The following is an 18,337-nucleotide window of genomic DNA, read 5'->3' on the forward strand; positions in this document are numbered from 1 at the left end:
ATTAAGCCCGACTTTCTTGACTTTCTGCCTGTTCAATTGCAAACAGCTGCTGAGCATGTTCTTGTATACTCATCACCTGATAATCGTTGTTCTTAACAGCTTCAATAGCCATTAATACTGGTGCAAATTCGGTAATAGTAGTGAATTGTGGAAGATCAGCTGCTACAGCTGCCGCACGAATGGCATAACCATCAGTGCGTGATCCCCTTGAATTCGGCGTATTTAATACCATGTCAATCTTACCATTTTCGATAAGCTCTACAACATTCTTACCGATTCTTTCGTTCGCTTTCTCACTATTTGGCATATCCTTCGCCGTGTCGCCCTGACTAGAAAGCTTATCGACAATCACAGAATCAATGCCATAACGACGAAGCACAGAAGCTGTACCTTCAGTAGCCCAAATCGTAAAACCAAGCTCCACTAATCGCACTGCAAGAAGTGGAAGTTGTCGCTTATCTGCATCACTTACGGACACAAAAACGTTTCCGCTGGTAGGCAAACCGCCCTTGTATGCTGCAAGCTGGCTCTTAGCAAAAGCGTGAGGGAAGTCGCGATCAAAACCCATAACTTCGCCAGTAGAGCGCATTTCTGGTCCAAGCAAAATATCAACCGTGCGACCAACAGGAGTGCGGAAACGCTTGAACGGCAGCACAGAAGCTTTAATAGCAACCTGCTGACCTGGGTGAATATCTCCGCCATCGCCTTGCGGGAGAAGAAGTCCACGCTTGCGCTGCTGTGCAATGGTTTCACCAGCCATAATTCGAGCAGCAGCTTTAGCAAGAGCAACGCCAGTAGCTTTAGAAGCAAACGGAACAGTACGAGACGCTCGAGGATTTGCTTCAATTACATACAAAGTGTTTGCCATAAAAGCGTACTGTACGTTGATAAGACCGCGAACTGAGCAGCCGCGAGCAATCGAAAGCGTACCCTCGCGAAGGCGTCGAATTTGATCGTCCGAAAGCGTGCTTGGAGGAAGAGTACAAGCAGCGTCACCAGAGTGCACACCAGCTTCCTCAACATGCTCCATAATGCCGCCAATATAAAGCTCGTTACCGTCGTAAAGCGCGTCAACATCGATTTCAATAGCGTCCTGAAGGAACTTATCGATCAAAAGCGGCGAAGGCAAGCGGCCAGAAACAACCGTGTCTGCTCGAGCCTCATCCAATGCGCGATCAACATACTTTGCAAGTTGAGCGTCGTCGTATACAATTTCCATGCCACGACCGCCGAGCACGTAGCTTGGGCGCACAAGAACTGGGTAGCCAATTGCGTGAGCTGCATCTTTTGCTTCCTCAAGACTTAACGCTGTGCCGTATCGAGGAGCGTTCATGCCTTCTTGACGAAGAACTTCGCCGAAAAGCTCACGGTTTTCAGCCAAATCAATAGCCTCAGGAGTCGTTCCCAAAATTGGAACTCCTGCAGCCTTAAGACGAGCGGCAAGCGAAAGTGGCGTTTGACCACCAAGCTGCACAATCACGCCCTTAACAGGTCCAAGCTTCTTTTCTGCTTCGTAAATTTCAAGCACATCTTCGAAAGTAAGAGGCTCAAAGTAAAGGCGATCAGACATGTCGTAATCTGTAGAAACTGTTTCAGGATTGCAATTGACCATAATGGTGTCGTAATCCTTGCCCAATTCCTGAACAGCGTGAACACAAGTGTAATCAAACTCAATACCCTGGCCGATTCTGTTTGGACCAGAGCCAAGGATAATCACAGCTTCGCGATCGCGCTTCTTCAACTCGCTTTCGTCAGCGTAGCAAGAATAGTAGTACGGAGTTGCTGCGTCGAACTCAGCTGCGCAAGTGTCAACAGTCTTGTAAACAGGGCGCAAACCGTAAGCCCAACGAAGCTCACGAACCATGTTTTCGCCTTCGTCGCCAAGATTACGCAAATGCGCAATTTGAACGTCCGAAAGACCAGCGAGCTTAGCGCGCTTCAAAACTTTAGGAGTTAAGGTTTCAGCTTCACGAACTGCGAGCGCAGTCTCGTTAATTTGAGCCAGCTGCTCTACAAACCAAGGGTCGATTTTTGTTGCTGCAAAAATCTGCTCCGGCGTTGCACCACCCCAAAGCGCGCGCTGAATTTGCAAGTAGCGATGCTCGGTTGGAGTATGCATTTCTTCAAGAAGCTTATTAACTTCTTCCTTGCTTGGGCGCTCGCCATCCCAGCTAAAGCATGAGTGACGCTTGTCGATTGAGCGCATTGCTTTTCCAAGGGATTCCTGGAAGTTTCCAGCCAAAGCCATTGCTTCGCCAACTGACTTCATGGAAGTTGTAAGCGTGGTGTCTGCTCCTGGGAATTTTTCAAAAGCAAAGCGCGGAATCTTTGTTACAACGTAGTCGATTGTTGGCTCGAAGCTTGCAGGAGTTGAACGCGTAATATCGTTTTGAATTTCGTCCAAAGTGTAGCCAAGAGCAAGTTTCGTTGCGATTTTTGCGATTGGGAAGCCGGTTGCTTTAGATGCGAGCGCGGAAGAACGGGACACGCGCGGGTTCATTTCGATGACGATAATGCGACCAGTTTGAGGGTTGATTGCAAACTGAATATTGCAACCGCCGGTATCGACGCCAACGCCTCGAATAATAGCAATACCGATATCGCGCATCTTCTGATACTCGCGGTCTGTAAGCGTAAAGCAAGGAGCAACTGTAATCGAGTCGCCAGTGTGCACGCCTACAGGATCGACGTTTTCGATTGGGCAAACAACTACGACGTTATCTTTTGCGTCGCGCATAAGTTCAAGCTCAAACTCTTTCCAGCCTTCAATGCCTTCTTCAATAAGCACTTCGTTTGTTGGAGAATAGTGAATGCCAGCTCCTGCAATGCGGTGAAGCTCTTCTTCGTTATGAGCAATACCAGAGCCCAAGCCGCCCATTGTGAAGCTTGGACGTACTACTACCGGGTATCCTAAAGTTTCAACAATTTTGTCTACTTCTTCGATTGAGTGAGCAATAAAGGATTTTGCTGACTCAGCTCCGGCTTTTTCAACGACTTTTTTGAAAAGCTCTCGGTCTTCTCCGCGGTCGATTGCTTCCAAAGAAGCACCAATAAGCTCAACGTTATATTTTTCTAGGATTCCTGCACGACCCAAATCCATTGCAGCATTAAGCGCAGTTTGACCACCAAGCGTTGGAAGAAGCGCATCCGGACGCTCCTTCGCAATAATTCGCTCCAAAATCGAAGTGTCAATTGGCTCAATATATGTTGCGTCCGCAAGCTCCGGATCTGTCATAATCGTAGCCGGGTTGGAATTAACCAAAATTACGCGAATACCTTCTTCGCGAAGAACTCGGCAAGCCTGCGTTCCGGAATAATCAAATTCTGCAGCCTGACCAATAACAATCGGACCGGAACCAATTACCATAACCGACTTAATATCAGTACGTTTTGGCATAGTAAACTTCTCTTTCCGTAAATCTTAAAATCTTACTTGCTTTTTCGAGTATTACTTGCTTTTTCGAGCGTTTTCGCGCATCAATTGCACAAAACGGTCAAATAGATAGGAAGCGTCGTGCGGTCCTGCTGCAGCTTCCGGATGATATTGCACCGAGAACGCTGGAATATCAAGGCATTGCAAGCCTTCTACAACGTTGTCGTTCAAGTCAATATGCGAAACTAGCACGCGACCAAAGTGTCCGTTTTCGTAAGGAGATTGCACAGGACCGTCAAGAGGTGCGTCCACAGCAAAGCCGTGATTGTGAGCCGTAACTTCCACTTTTCCGGTTGTAACGTCTTTTACAGGCTGATTAATACCGCGGTGACCAAACTTCAACTTGTAAGTTCCAAAGCCGAGCGCGCGACCAAGTAACTGGTTTCCAAAGCAGATACCAAAGAACGGGTAACCTGCATCCAAAACTTTGCGCAAAAGCTCAACTTCGCGATTTGCTTGGCTAGGGTCTCCAGGACCATTCGAGAAGAATACGCCGTCTGCGTTAAGCGCTTGCAGCGATTCGAAGCTTATTGAGGAGCTTACAACGTGCACGCGGCAGCCGCGCTCAGCCAAACGGTGAGGAGTCATAGATTTAATACCAAAGTCGACTGCTACAACAGTGTAAAGTGGATCTTTTCCTTCAAAATCACCGCAAGGCTCAATCGTGTACGTTTCTTTAGTACTGACTTCATCCGTTAAACGCAAGCCCTGCATTTGAGGAGTTTGCTTAATTTCGTCAACGAAAGAAGCGACGGTGCGAAAAGCCCCGGTTGACGGATCAACCAGGGCCTTATTAGAAAAAATGCCGGCACGCATAACGCCTACCGAGCGTAAATGACGTACCAGCTTTCGAGTATCAATACCACTAATGCCAACGATACCTTGCTTTTGTAAATCGTCTTCCAAGGAACCTTCAGCTCGCCAATTGCTAACTACTGGGCTTGGCTTCTTAACTACGTAACCAGCAACCCAAATGTGGGCAGATTCTGGATCTTCGTGATTCATTCCCGTATTACCTATGTGTGGGAATGTTTGAACTACGATTTGTTGATCATAACTTGGATCAGTTAATGTTTCTTGATAACCAGTCATGCCCGTGGAGAACACAATCTCAGCGCGCGTAGAACCTTGCGCACCAAAAGGCTTACCAACGTAAACCTGACCATCCTCCAACACCAATACTGCATCATCACTGCCGAATCCGGCAAAGGTGTCGCTGTAATCCACCTTAACCCCCTTATGGCTTTAGGATATTCGTGGTAAGTCTACTCAGGTTGGCGGACGGGCGACGCGCCGGCGATAGTTATTGCTTCTTACTCGGCAGCAGCAGCTTCTTCCGTAGACTCTTCCGTAGCAGCGTCTTCAGGAGAAGATTCGCCATTAAACTTTGCCAAGCAAGCGTCTTTATCTGCCATAATCGCGCTTAGTAAGCCGTGAATAAACGCAATAGCTTCGTCGTCGCTATACATTTTTGCGAGCGCAATCGCCTCGTCAATAGCAACTTTATCTGGAATCTCATCGTTAAGAAGCATTTCCCAAACTGCAATGCGCAAAATATTGCGATCGATAACAGCCATTCTGCCAACTTTCCAGCCAGTCGAATAGCGGTTTAGCGTCTTGTCAATTCTGTTACGTCGCTCTCCTACGCCTCGAACAATCTCAATAGCGTACTCTGGGAGCGGAGTTTGAGCGCCAGGCTCCTTAACTCGCTCCTCAAGCAAAGAAAGAATATGCTGATTCTTCTCATCCGCCTCATACAGCGTATTCAAAGCCCTTTTACGAGCGGTAGAACGTGCCATCGTAACGCCCTTCTGTGTAACGTATAAAAATTACTTAATAAAGTTGTATCAAAAATTACGCGACCCAGCAACGAATAATCGCCACCGGGCCACTCTATAAAAATTATTGAGAAATAAATAGCTAATTTAATTAGATAACTAATTATTTTAATTAGATAATTAATTCTTTAGTTTTCACGACCAAGGTAAGAGCCGTCACGAGTGTCGACCTTCACCTTTTCGCCTTCACCCACGAAGAGTGGAACCTGGATTTCAGCACCGGTTTCCACAGTTGCAGGCTTAGTACCAGCGTTAGAACGATTGCCTTGCAAGCCTGGCTCAGTGTGAGTAATAGTCAAAATCACGGAAGCTGGAAGCTCAACGCTCAAAGGAGTGCCATCATGGAAGCTTACGATGCAGTCGGTGCCTTCAAGCAAATACTTGCTTTGCTCGCCAACCAAAACCTTAGGAATATAAACCTGGTCGTAAGTGGTCATATCCATAAAGACGAAGTTGTCGCCATCTTCGTATGAATATTGCAACGTGCGGTTATCAACGGTCTCGAACTCCATCTTCATGCCGGCATTAAAAGTCTTGTCGACAATCTTGCCCGAGAGCACGTTCTTAATGGTGGTACGCACAAAAGCAGGACCCTTGCCTGGCTTCACGTGCTGGAACTTAACGACGGTCCAAAGCTGACCATCAAGGTTCAAAACCGATCCATTCTTAATATCATTGGTAGTCTGTGCCACGAGTTACCCGTTTCTTTCGCTAATAGGCTGCAAATTAAGCAGCTAAGAAATAAACCTTGCTTATTATGCCACAAAGCGTCAACTTAATATATTTAGAGATTATTTTTCAACAAATTCAACAGTTTTGAAACAAATTCAGCAACGTCATCTTTATCTGCACTTTTTGTTAAAACAGACACTCCGATCCTATTCTTGCCCTTCTTAAGAATCAAGAAATAGTTATAAACATTCTTAATTCCTTGACCACGATGAGCCATAACCTCTATGCCGTCTGGAACGTTCACGCCATCAGCAGAAATATCGTAACCCGTCGCATTGGCAATAGTCGAATTTTGCATAGCTTTTGAAAGCATCATCGCAGCATCATGAGAAGAAGTAAGATTTTCGTGACCATCGTTCGATGCATCAACATCACCATATTTGCGAGTAAAAGATGTATTTGCATAGCCATTATCTGACAGCCATTGATCTAATCCGTCTATGCCACCTTGATCATCTAAAAGCTCATTAGCGGAGTCATTACTCATTGCCTTAATAACATCTTCACACTTATCTTCATAATCATGCTGTGGATTATCCTTAGTATAAAGAACAACAGGGAAATAAAAACCTACAGCAGGGAATGTTTTACGAGAATTAGAAGACTCATACAATATGCCCTTCTTGCCAGAAATCGCTACAGATACGCTATTATTTGAAGCAAAATTGCTTACTAATTTATTGATTTTTTTGGTATTGAGCTTTTCACTCGCGCCAATAGCGTTATCCTTATCGCTGCTAGTATCACTATCTTCATCGTCTGAATCTAAATCATCATTAGTTAGAACATGCTGCTTAGATTTATTATTCTTTGATTTTGATGATTGTAATTCAGTTTTATTATTTGATTGAGCTGTTCGCGCACTATTTACATACCACCATGCACCAGCACCTATAACCAAAACACAAGCAATAATAGCGGTTATTAAAGTAATAATTACTTTCTTCTTGCGCTTATCATCCTCTGAATGAGAATAATTAGCCGGAGCTTCGCCTTGTACGTAAGGTGAATTATTCATAGAAGGCTGTTCACTCGAAGAACCCATAATAGGAGAACCTAAAACGTTTAGATTATCCGATAAAGCTTCCTGCGCAGGAAATACAGTAGTAGGCGCTTCGTTAGTAGGCAATTCGTATTGTTGACTTTGGATTGACGGCTCGACTGTTGACGTAACTTCTAAAAGCGCTCCGCAAGTATTGCAAAACTTGCTATTATCATCATTTTTATTACCACATTGCGTGCAGAACATATTCTTCCTTTAAACAAATGCATCTATTGCAACGCATTATTTTACAACCCGCTTACAATAAATCACTTATCAAAAATCATACTTCATTAAAACTTAAAAAACTTATATACTACTTTTATGAAACTTCTTGGCAATATTGTGTGGCTGATATTCGGCGGTCTTTTCATTGCTGCAAGCTGGTTATTTATAAGTTTCCTCCTTTGCATAACCGTTATTGGCATACCATTCGGTATTCAAGCATTCAAAATGGCAAAGCTCACGCTCACGCCATTTGGAAAACACGTTATTTACCAAGGCGGCACTAGCACAATTTGGAACATACTATGGATTGTATTTTTCATTGGACCAATGCTTGCATTAGGCTATATCGTTTCAGGATTCATTTGCTGCTGCACAATTGTTGGCATTCCATTTGGCATACAATCTTTCAAAATGGCAAAACTTGCGTTGTGGCCGTTTGGTTCCGAAATTGTAGAGGATAATTACGCACCATACGTACGCAAGTAATCTGCAGCGCGCGAAGCTAATTCCTCATCCATAACTGGCTTACCGTCAGCATTAACTAAACGCTTTGCTGCAGCGAAAATTTCGCGCACATTTGCAATTGGCAAAACTGGGAATCCAAACTCCTGCTCTACTGCTTTTACTGCAGAAAGCTTACTGTCTTTCGTGCGTTCCATTCTGTCTACTGCCAAAATCAAGCCAACAACTTGCACATTTGCTTCCGCTTTAAGCTTTGGCAAAGTTTCGCGAACTGCAGTTCCAGCAGTCATCACGTCGTCAACTAACAGAACTTTCATGCCGTCTTTTAACGGTTTTCCAACCATAATTCCGCCGTCGCCATGATCCTTTCGCTCTTTGCGATCGAAAGTAAAACCAACAGGCATATTATGATTATTCGTCAAAGCCATTGCCGTAGAAACTGCCAGCGGAATACCCTTATAAGCAGGGCCGAAAACAGTGTCGATATCTTGCGGAAGTTTGCCATCTTCGATTGCTGCAACAACGCGCTCAGCGTAGTATGCGCCTAGATTTGCGATTTTCATGCCGTCGTCAAAAGCACCAGCGTTAATAAAATAAGGTGATTGACGACCAGATTTCAGCGTAAAGTCACCAAATTTAAGCGCACCTGAATCAAGCAAAAACTTTGTAAAACGTTCGTCTAATTCTGCCATAATTAGCTCTCTTTCTTAAAATAATTTTAAATACTTTCTAAATACTTTTTAAATACTTAATTTCAGCGCCAAGTTTTGCCTTCAGCGAGTAAAGACGCAAGCTTTGGACGAGAATCAAGCAAATCGTCAAGCTCGCGAGCAATGCGAATAGGAGCAGTAGGATCCACCAAAGCAGCAGCACCAACTTCTACAGCATTCGCGCCAGCATACAAGTATTCCAAAGCTTTTTCGCCAGAATCAATGCCGCCAATGCCAATAATTGGAATATCTGGCATAGCTTGACGCACTCGCCACACAAACCCAAGCCCAATTGGGAAGATTGCAGGGCCGGAAACACCGCCCGTGCGATTCGCAATAATAGGCTCGCCTGTTCGAATATCAATTCGCAAACCAACTAGCGTGTTAATCATGCTTAAAGCATCCGCTCCAGCATCAACTGCAGCTTTGCAAATCGAAACGATATCCGTCACATTTGGCGTCATTTTTACAATCATTGGCTTGCTTGTCATTGCGCGAAGACGCTTAATTAAGCGGTGCAATGCAACCGGATCAGTACCAACGCTCATTCCGCCGTGAGTCACGTTTGGGCAGCTTACATTAATTTCAAGCATGTCGGCCGCAGAATCTGCAAGCTTTTCAACAACTTGCGCATAATCGTCGTCACTGTGACCTGCAACATTAGTAATAACAAGTGCTCCCATGGATTTTAGTTTCGGCAACTCGTCTACTAAATAATGGTCGACACCAGGATTTTGCAATCCAACTGCGTTTACCATTCCAGAAGGAGATTCTGCAGTGCGCGGAGAAGGATTTCCTTCCCACGGAACAGGAGAAACACCTTTTGTACAAATTGCGCCGAGTTGGCTTACGTCGTAAAAGCGTCGGCAAGCTGCAAGCTGGAAAGTTCCAGAAGCAGTTCCAACCATGTTTTTCCACTTAACGCCTGCGACTTGAGTTGGGTGCTTCCAAACGTGGCTAGTGTCAAAACCAAAAGTTTCAGCGGAATTTGTTACGGAATTTGCGTTATTTACAGAATTATTTTCGGCATTATTTACAGCACTCATATTTTTTACTCCCAACCCAAACGATTCGCATCAAAAACAGGACCGTCGTTGCAAACTTTCAGCCTGCCTTCCAAAGTGTCAACAACGCAAGCAACGCAAGTTCCGTATCCGCAACCCATACGCGCTTCTAAACTGAGCTGGCACTCAATATTTCTTTCATGCGCCCAGTGAGCTACAGCTTTCATCATAGGCAAAGGACCACAAGACAAAATAACCGTTGGTAAATCGTCGTCGAAATCAAAATGCTTAACTTTTTCAAGTTCGTCAAGAAGTGTAATAACAGTTCCTTCAGCATTTGTAATACTGTGTACGTCTGAAATATATTCTTTCGTTAAATCATCTGCAAAACGTTTGTTACGGTAGCCAAGCACTGCCGTTACGCTAGAATCTTCACGCTTTGAAAGCGCTTGAGCAGCACACAAAATAGGTGGCACGCCCAAGCCGCCACTAACCAACACATAATGTGCAGGTTTGGAAATATTAAAGCCAAGTCCCAAAGGTCCAAGAGCGTCAATGCTATCTCCTGGTTTAAGCTCAGCAAACTTAGCAGTGCCTTTGCCAATCACAGCAAAAATCAAAGTAAAAGTATCGCCTTCTACGCTTGCAACTCCAAAAGGACGCGGAAGCATAGCAGTTGGATCAGGGGAATACAAGTTCACAAATTGCGCAGGAGCAGCTTTTTTAGCAATCTCAGAATCTCGCAAAGTTAAACGGTACACGCCTTCGTCTAGCTTCTCATTATTGAGTACTTCTACAGCTCTGCGCCCCCAAAGGCGCGAATATTTTGCATTATTGCTTTCGTCTGCAGAACTTGAGCCGGAAGAATCAAAAGCGTCTTCACGTAACGTAATTATGGCGTTTCCAGAGGCTTTTCGCGTTGGAATAAACATGCCATCACTCATGTGGTTTCCCCTACCCTTGTATGTGTTTTGTACCGTTGCGTTTTATTTTTAATTTTAATTATATTTTTAGTTATATTTATTTTAGTTATACATTCTAGCGATACACTGCATTTCGCAAGTCGTCACGCATATTTTTCGCAGCAACAGCTGCAGAATCACGCACAATATCAAGAATGTCATCGAGAGACATATGACCTTGATTTTTAGCGTAATCTTCAGACTTTTTCCAAGCACCAATAATACCGCGCGAAGAATTTACAATAGCGCCTTCAGAATTTGCATCAAACATTCCTGCAACATCTTGAGCTGTACCGCCTTGAGCGCCATAGCCTGGAACAAGGAAGAAAGTGTGCGGCATAATCTCGCGCAAATGCTTGCCCTCCTGCGGATGCGTGGCACCTACAACTGCGCCAACTCTTGAATAACCGTGCTTGCCAATGCTTGAAGCACCCCAGTTCTCAATCAAATCCGCCATATGCTCATACACTGGCTTGCCATCTTGCAAAATAAGCTCCTGTAGCTCCTTGCTAGAAGGATTCGAAGTGCGAAGCAGCACAAAAATGCTTTTATCGTACGCTAATGCTTCATCGATAAAAGGCTTCACTCCATCCGAACCCATATAAGGGTTTACTGTAAGCGAATCTTCATGCCAAACGTCAAGATTTTTAGAGCTTTTTAGAAGATTTTTAAGAGATTGTGGCAGTGCGTTATCAGTCGCATTTTCGTCTTCAAAATATGCAGAAAGATTAGCGAAGCCGCTTAAATGAGCCGCATACTGACCAGCTGTAGAGCCAATATCTCCGCGCTTTGCGTCACCTATTACAACTAATCCTTGCGATTTTGCGTATTCGCAGGTCATTGCGTAAGTATCGATACCTGCAGGACCAAGCGCCTCGTACATAGCGATTTGCGGCTTTACAGCCGGCACAAAATCTGCAACTGCGTCAATAATCGCACGATTAAACTCAAAATAAGCTGTAGCTAAAAGCGTTGGCAGCGCATCCTCGCCTTCTACTTCTTGCAAAACTTCGTCCGCAAGAGAGCTAATAATTTCGGCAGGAACAATTCCAGGCTTAGGATCCAAGCCCACTACGCTAGGATTTTGCTTGGCTGCAATCGCTTCAATAAGTTCGTCCATAATTTACTACCATTCCAAATTTATATTTAATCAATCACATTCTCGAGAAAGCAATTTCTGAACCAATAATCGTCGCAACAGGCCTTCCTGTAAGTTGCCATCCATCAAAAGGAGTATTTCGAGCTTTTGAATGGAACGAATTTGCATCAACCGCCCAATTTTCGCGCATATTAATCAGCACTAAATCAACGTTTTCAGGGTGTTCAGTAATACTTAAACGCAGCGTTCGCTTGTTTGCGCATCGCGAAGAAACGTTAAGCAAAGCCGCAATATCAGTAGGTCTTCTGCTCATCAATTGCATTGGATTTACTGCCATTAATTCGATTAAATGCTTATCGTCCGTATATCCTGCATCAACCAAAACTTTGCGGCACACGCCATACGCGCACTCAAGCCCAATAATTCCGTTAGGAGTGCTTGCAAAATTTCCTGACTTTTCTTCCGCAGTGTGAGGCGCGTGATCTGTTGCAATCATGTCAATTGTGCCATCCGCAATAGCAGCGAGCGTTGCTTGACGATCCGCTTTTGAACGAAGAGGAGGATTCATCTTAGCCATAGCACCATATCGCAAAACATCCTCATCACACAAAGCTAGATAGTGAGGCGCAGTTTCGCACGTAATCGGCAAACCCTCTTTCTTTGCCTTACGAATAGCTTCAAACGCAGCAGCAGTGCTCACATGCTGGAAATGCACATGTACGCCAGTTTCGCGGGAAGCATCAATATCTCGCTGAACAATTGCAAGCTCAGTAGAAACTGGAATTCCACCAACACCAAGCATTTTTGCGACCGGACCCTCGTTCACAGCTCCCGTATCATGATGCTCACAATGCTCCACGAATGGCAAACCAGTTTGTTTTGCCATAGCTAACACATCTCGCAAAATCGGTTCAGGCACTGCAGCACCGTCGTCGCTTATAGCAGTAATCGGGTGCTTTTTCATAGGAGAAGTTTTTTCGTCATCGTCGATTCCAGCAACATACTTTTTCCAAAGCTCAATATTGCTTGGTTTTAAGCCTTTACGCCCCAATGATGCGCACACGCTCAAATCGTAGCGAACTGGCAATTTTACGCCGTAAATGCAACCATAGCGCTGCAAATAGTCAACTACATTATCTACATCAAATGGAGCATCTTCCCAAGGCTCGCCGTCAAGAGCTGGAACAGTATTTGGCATAATCAAAACTTGCGTATAACCGCCAGCCGCCGCAGCCTCACTGCCGGTCATCATTGTTTCTTTTGCTGTTTGTCCTGGATCTCTAAAATGCACATGCGGATCTGCAAAACCAGGAGCAACAACCCAATCACTTGCGTCAATATCGCCAGTAACGCGCGCATTCTGCTCTATAAGGGCATCCTGACGAACGCCATCAACAATAAGATCAATACGTTCGCCAGTATCCCACACAGAGATATTGCGCAAAGTTAAGGTGCCTGATTCGTTCATTTCACTCCTGGTTTTGCGTAATTTTTACAGTTATATAATAATATTATTAAATTTTTTATTTAGTTTCTGCTTCTTCGTCGCAATACATGCAACGATACTCTTGCCTTACGGAATCAGCTTTGTAGAACTTACGTTTAAGAGTTAGTTCGCTGTTTGTTATGCAACGAGGATTCGGGCAAGTAAGATCTTCAGGCGCATTCACGTCTGTTACGTGCACGCGAGGATCCGTTAATGAAATTCCGTGTGCGTCAACTGCTTGCAATTCGTCTTCTGGCACGTTTACAAAATCAGTTGGTTCGTAGCCGCAAAGCTCGTCTCCAAGAACGGAACTTTCCAAAGCCATACGCATAAGCATACCGTTTTTAACCTGCTCAAAATATGCTGCGCGAGGATCGTCATCAACGTCAACAGAAATCTCGTTAATTCGAGGAAGCGGATGCAGCACAGGCATATGCGACTTTGCTTTTTGCAATTTTTCTTCAGTCAAAATGTACGTGTCACGAAGTCGCAAGTATTGCTCGCGATCCGTAAAACGCTCTTCTTGCACGCGGGTCATGTAAAGCACGTCAAGCTTGCCAATAACTTCCATCAAGTCGCGAGTTTCTTCGTAAGTGCACGAAGGAGTGTCATTAATGCGGTCGATTACGTACTGCGGAGTTTTAAGCTCATCCGGGCTAATCAGCACAAAATGAACGTTTCCAAAGCGGCACAAAGTTTCAATAAGCGAGTGAACTGTGCGTCCATAAGTTAAGTCGCCACACAAGCCGACAGTGAGATTATTAAGGCGACCAAATCGCGCGAGAATAGTTGCCAAGTCTGCAAGAGTTTGAGTTGGGTGCATGTGGCCGCCGTCACCTGCGTTAATAATAGGCGTGCTCACAGCTTGCGTTGCAACAAAAGCAGCACCCTCCTTTGGGTGACGCATTGCAACAACATCAACATAGTTAGACACGACTTTCAAAGTATCGTTTACAGTTTCACCCTTGCTTGCACTAGAAAGTTGCGCACCTGCAAAACCGATTACCTTTCCACCTAAACGCAGCATTGCTGTTTCGAAGCTTAAGCGAGTGCGCGTGCTCGGCTCATAAAAAAGAGTGGCCAACACTCTGCCATCGCAAGTGTGAGCCACTTCTTTACGGTGCGAATCAATGTATCGCGCTTTGTCTAAGAGCATTCGTATTTGCGCAGTTGAAATATCATCTAATGTAACAACACTTTTGCCAGCTAGAGAATTTGCAATTGTGCTGCGAGAAAAAGTTTGATGCAAAGAACTAGAAATTGCGTTCGTCATAATAAGTACCGCTCACCTTCCGTCAATTGGCAAGACGGTCGCAACCACACGCGACCTACGTAATTTTACTGATTAGCGTTGACGAATTTATATACGGAGTGGCGAACAACTATAACTTATTATGCAACATTTAATAAGCATTCAATCTAATAAATCTATTTGTTCCAATACAGTTTGTTGATTACGCCTACCATAAGTAACCTTCAAAATATAAACTGTATTTTCTTCTAAAACAACTCTGTAATAAACAAGAAAATTCTTTACAACTATACGACGCACGCCAAGTGAATTCCAAGGCTCATACTTGACTGCAGGCGCAAACTGAGGAAAAAGAGACAGTCTTTCAATACTAGATTTAATAAGATTAATAATTCTTACGGAAGTTTTCTTAGAGATATTAGATGCAATATAGTCTCTTATATTTTTTAAATCATTTTCTGCATCTTGAGTAACAAGAATATTAAAAGAACTCATTACAAGCCCTTTTCTAACTCAGCAAAAACATCCGCATATGGGCGTGCTAAACCAGAAACTGACTGCTTATAACTGTGCATAAGTTTTGCAGCAAAATCAGTAGATAATAATTCGTCATTTTCTTCTAAATTTTCACTACTGACTGCTTGTTTTATAAGTGCAGAAGCATCAGCATAAAAAACTGAAGAGTTAGCTCTTTCTTTTACATCATTACTTATTACTGCATTTTTCATTAAAAATCACCTCCCGTCCTGTAATTATAATCTAAAACAAATAATGTAACAATAAATGTAAAGCGACTAAAGATGAAATGATTAGCGACCGTAGAAAAGACGAGACATGATTTCGCGGCACTGACGCATGGTTGCTAAAAGATCGTTTTCAAAAACGCGGCCCTGATTCGGCTCATAGCCAAGGTAAGTTGCTATTCCGCCCAAAGAATACGAGTCAGTTGGAATAATATCTGCGCGAGCCATTGATCCAGACCACAAGAAGTTTGCGTTGCGCACTGCAGAACACATATGCCAGCAGCGGCTTAAAACTTCAGCATCCTCGTCGCTTATAAAATGCTCAGATTGCAATGCTTTCAACGCTTGCATAGTTCCAACTACTCGTAAAGATTCATGCTTTGAAGCATATTGCAATTGCATCAATTGCACAGTCCACTCAACATCGCTTAAACCGCCGCGACCAAGCTTCAAATGCCTGTCCCTACTAACTCCTCGAGGTAAACGCTCCGCTTCCATGCGAGCTTTAAGCTTACGAATTTCAGCAAGCTGAGATTCACTAAGAGGATTTGCAGCGTAACGCAATTCGTTTACAACTCCGTTAAGCAAAGCATCCGCCAACTCCTTAGAACCTGCAGCAAAACGCGCTCGCAACAACGCTTGATGCTCCCAAGTGCTAGCCCATTGACGATAATACTTTTCGCAAGATTCTAGCGAACGAACAAGCGGACCGTCTTTTCCTTCCGGACGCAAATCCAAATCGACCATGATTTTTGGTTCAAGTGTAAGAGGACCTTGCAAAATATTACGCAAAATATCTACAGTTTTTTGCGCAAAGCGGTGAGCTGCGTTTAAATCGCAATCTTCACCAACCGGCTTGTAAATTACCATAATATCTGCATCAGAACAGAAGTTTACTTCTTTACCACCGTAGCGACCTAAAGCAATAATAGCAATTTCAGCTTGAGGAGCATTCAAATTCATGACTGACACAGCTTCACGCATAGACCATTGCAAAGTCGCATCTAAAATAGCATCAAACACATCACTCATTGCAAGCATAGAAGTATCGTCATCAATAAGACCACACATCCAAGCTAAAGCTACTCGCTCAATTTCCTGCCGGCGAAGAGCGCGCAAAGACTGCGCAAAATCCGCAATATTACTTGCATAACGCGCAACCATTGCACTAGTTTGCATGTCAAGACTTGCCCTATCGCGCGCAGATAACGCTTCGTCGTCTCCAAGCCAAGTAATAGACTGCATAGACTGCATCATAGCGTCGCCAAGATAGCGCGAATCCGCCAAAACGTGGCAAAGACGCTGAGCTGCGGAAGGAGAATCACGCAAAAAACCAAGATACGTATTTTTTCCGCCAAAACGCTCCGCAAGACGCCGCCACGCAAGCAAACCCATATCCGGATTCTGCCCGTCGCCAAGCCACTTCAACACTGCCGGAAGCAAAATTCTATGAATTTTAGCAGCCCTAGAAAGCCCCTCTGTAAGCGCTTCAACATGCAACTGTGCTGCGCGAGCATCCGCAAAACCAATAGAAGCAAAGCGCGCGCGAGCAGCCTCCGGCGAAAGCACAATAGGATCCGCATCCGTTTGAGCGTTAATAGGAAGCATCGGACGGTAGTAAATATCCTTATGCAAGTGCCGAATTTCACGACGAGCTTTATCAAAACGCGCAACTAACTCTTCCGGACGAAGCCGCACAGCACGAGCAAGTCGGCAAATCTGCTCATTGTTGTTAAGCTGCTCTGTAGAAATTGTGCGCGCGCGATCCAAGCCGCCGTTTCCTTGCGCACCCAAATCTGGGAACAAATGCGTGCGATGCATACTCCACATTTGCTGACGATGCTCAAGAACACGCTCAAAACGGTAGTGTTCTGCCAATAGCGCCGCCTGAGACCTAGAGACGTAGCCACCTTGAGCCAACGCTTGCAAAGCGGAAATAGTATCCCTTACTCGAAGCGACTCATCCTCACTTCCGTGCACAAGCTGCAGCATTTGCACAGTAAACTCAACATCGCGCAAGCCGCCTTTACCAAGTTTCATATCCAAATCGCGTTGAGAAGCCGGAATAAGCGACTCCACACGCTGACGCATATGCTGGCAGTCAGCTACAAAATGCTCACGACCAGAAGCCTTCCAAATAAACGGCTCTACCATATCGCGATAAGCTTTTCCAAGATCCGTATCCCCTGCTGCAGGGCGCGACTTCAAAAGCGCCTGAAACTCCCAGCTACTCGCCCACTTTTCATAATATTCTCTATGAGAATCAAGCCTACGAACAAGAGGACCATCCTTACCTTCCGGGCGAAGCGCAGTATCAATCTGCCAAAGCGGAGGCTCCACAGAGCCCATAACCACCGACTGGCATACTTTTTGCAAAACCATTGCCATAGAAACACCAACGCGCAAAGCAGCATCCTGGTTCTGCTTGTTGCTTAAATCCGCAGGCTCCACAACATAAATCAAATCGATATCGGAAACGTAGTTAATTTCTTGCGCTCCAAGCTTGCCCATAGCAATAATCGCAAATCTGCATGCGGAAGAACCAGTAACCTGTCCTCGCGAAATAGACAACGCTGCCTCTAAAACAGCATCGGCAGCGTCGGAAAGCTTACGACTAATATCTGGCTGCACTTCAACAGGGTCAGCGCTCGCTAAATCAGCTGCCATAATTGCAGCAACATGCTCACGGTAGCGCGCACGAAGCGCAGAAACTGCTTGTGCAAAGCCGAGTGATGTTAAGTAAATTGTGTTAGAATCGCTGCTTTCAGAAGAAACAACTGTTGCAGTGTAAGCTTGTATTGCTTCGAGTAAGTCTTTTACGCGTTCTTCCCTAGTCATTGCAAAAAGATGATTCGGGTCATTTGCTGCAGCTTTTATAAGATTAGGCCTTGTGCGCATAAGCATTGCCAACGCGTTAGACGCACCTAATACTTGCATTAGGCTTGTTAATGAGTCAGATATTTGCGAATTTGAAGTTGAAATATTATTTATTATTTCGGGGTATGCTTCACTTAAATCTTGCAATGAAAGCAATGCAGAATCTGGATCTTCAACTGTAAGCGCGCTTCTTAGTAGTGTTTCAAACGATATTTTATTGCAGTTTTTGCATATTGCCATCATTGCGCAACGTGCGGCATCCGGGCGAGAAAAGCCGGCTTTAATAAGGCTTCTTGAGGTGAGTGCGGAAGAGTTCGTACTGCTTTCGTTGCAGTTGGTTTCAGTAGTTGCACTATCTGTTATGTTCGCACTTTCCATACCGCAACTTTACATTGTGGTGGTGTACAAAAATCCCTCGCGGATTATCGGAAGATAACCTGCGAGGGAATTTGCTTAATTACGGCGCAAG

At 44.6% G+C, this 18,337-nt stretch carries 15 protein-coding genes; 1 reads left to right on the plus strand and 14 read right to left on the minus strand.

Annotated features, from left to right (window positions below):
• Position 1: 1 nt before the first annotated feature.
• The 5 genes from carB to DOD25_RS03460 form a co-directional block, all read right to left on the minus strand.
• A complete protein-coding gene (carB, locus tag DOD25_RS03440) occupies positions 2-3,397 on the minus strand; it encodes a carbamoyl-phosphate synthase large subunit (RefSeq protein WP_004119051.1) in 3,396 nt (1,131 codons plus the stop codon).
• 51 nt (positions 3,398-3,448) lie between these two features.
• Positions 3,449-4,660 (minus strand): glutamine-hydrolyzing carbamoyl-phosphate synthase small subunit, encoded by a 1,212-nt coding sequence (carA, locus tag DOD25_RS03445; RefSeq protein ID WP_112928691.1) that lies wholly within the window; start codon positions 4,658-4,660, stop codon positions 3,449-3,451.
• An 86-nt stretch (positions 4,661-4,746) separates the two neighbouring features.
• A complete protein-coding gene (gene nusB / locus DOD25_RS03450; protein WP_064340544.1) occupies positions 4,747-5,232 on the minus strand; it encodes a transcription antitermination factor NusB in 486 nt (161 codons plus the stop codon).
• A 167-nt stretch (positions 5,233-5,399) separates the two neighbouring features.
• A complete protein-coding gene (gene efp, locus DOD25_RS03455) occupies positions 5,400-5,963 on the minus strand; it encodes an elongation factor P (protein WP_004111770.1) in 564 nt (187 codons plus the stop codon).
• Between the two features lie 92 nt (positions 5,964-6,055).
• Positions 6,056-7,252, minus strand: a complete 1,197-nt coding sequence (locus tag DOD25_RS03460) for a zinc-ribbon domain-containing protein (protein WP_004106400.1) — start codon at positions 7,250-7,252, stop codon at positions 6,056-6,058.
• A 117-nt stretch (positions 7,253-7,369) separates the two neighbouring features.
• Here DOD25_RS03460 and DOD25_RS03465 point away from each other — a divergent pair, with 117 nt between their 5' ends.
• The gene (locus tag DOD25_RS03465; RefSeq protein ID WP_004106402.1) at positions 7,370-7,759 is read left to right on the plus strand and encodes a YccF domain-containing protein; all 390 of its coding nucleotides are present in this window, start codon (positions 7,370-7,372) and stop codon (positions 7,757-7,759) included.
• Here the strand turns inward: DOD25_RS03465 and pyrE are convergent.
• The 9 genes from pyrE to DOD25_RS03510 form a co-directional block, all read right to left on the minus strand.
• Positions 7,735-8,427 carry an orotate phosphoribosyltransferase gene (pyrE, locus tag DOD25_RS03470; RefSeq protein WP_064340338.1) on the minus strand — a complete coding sequence of 231 codons (693 nt, stop codon included), beginning with the start codon at positions 8,425-8,427 and terminating at the stop codon, positions 7,735-7,737. The genes DOD25_RS03465 and pyrE overlap by 25 nt on opposite strands.
• A 62-nt stretch (positions 8,428-8,489) precedes the next feature.
• Positions 8,490-9,491, minus strand: coding sequence for a dihydroorotate dehydrogenase (locus DOD25_RS03475; RefSeq protein ID WP_004119039.1), 1,002 nt, complete (start codon positions 9,489-9,491; stop codon positions 8,490-8,492).
• A 5-nt stretch (positions 9,492-9,496) separates the two neighbouring features.
• Positions 9,497-10,393 (minus strand): dihydroorotate dehydrogenase electron transfer subunit, encoded by an 897-nt coding sequence (locus tag DOD25_RS03480; protein WP_004106407.1) that lies wholly within the window; start codon positions 10,391-10,393, stop codon positions 9,497-9,499.
• Positions 10,394-10,487: 94 nt separating this feature from the next.
• A complete protein-coding gene (pyrF, locus tag DOD25_RS03485) occupies positions 10,488-11,531 on the minus strand; it encodes an orotidine-5'-phosphate decarboxylase (RefSeq protein WP_004119036.1) in 1,044 nt (347 codons plus the stop codon).
• 34 nt (positions 11,532-11,565) lie between these two features.
• Positions 11,566-12,978, minus strand: a complete 1,413-nt coding sequence (locus tag DOD25_RS03490; protein WP_112928692.1) for a dihydroorotase — start codon at positions 12,976-12,978, stop codon at positions 11,566-11,568.
• Positions 12,979-13,033: 55 nt separating this feature from the next.
• Complete coding sequence (gene pyrB / locus DOD25_RS03495; RefSeq protein ID WP_004119034.1) at positions 13,034-14,269, minus strand: aspartate carbamoyltransferase; 1,236 nt, start codon at positions 14,267-14,269, stop codon at positions 13,034-13,036.
• Positions 14,270-14,410: 141 nt separating this feature from the next.
• Entirely contained in the window at positions 14,411-14,743 is a 333-nt protein-coding gene (locus DOD25_RS03500; protein WP_004119033.1) for a type II toxin-antitoxin system RelE/ParE family toxin, read from the minus strand.
• Positions 14,743-14,976, minus strand: a complete 234-nt coding sequence (locus DOD25_RS03505; RefSeq protein WP_004119032.1) for a hypothetical protein — start codon at positions 14,974-14,976, stop codon at positions 14,743-14,745. The genes DOD25_RS03500 and DOD25_RS03505 overlap by 1 nt, the downstream gene beginning before the upstream one ends.
• Before the next feature lie 81 nt (positions 14,977-15,057).
• Entirely contained in the window at positions 15,058-18,246 is a 3,189-nt protein-coding gene (locus tag DOD25_RS03510; RefSeq protein ID WP_112928694.1) for a bifunctional [glutamine synthetase] adenylyltransferase/[glutamine synthetase]-adenylyl-L-tyrosine phosphorylase, read from the minus strand.
• Positions 18,247-18,337: the final 91 nt, after the last annotated feature.

Origin of the sequence: Gardnerella leopoldii (genome assembly GCF_003293675.1) — a bacterium.
Taxonomy (GTDB): domain Bacteria; phylum Actinomycetota; class Actinomycetes; order Actinomycetales; family Bifidobacteriaceae; genus Bifidobacterium; species Bifidobacterium leopoldii.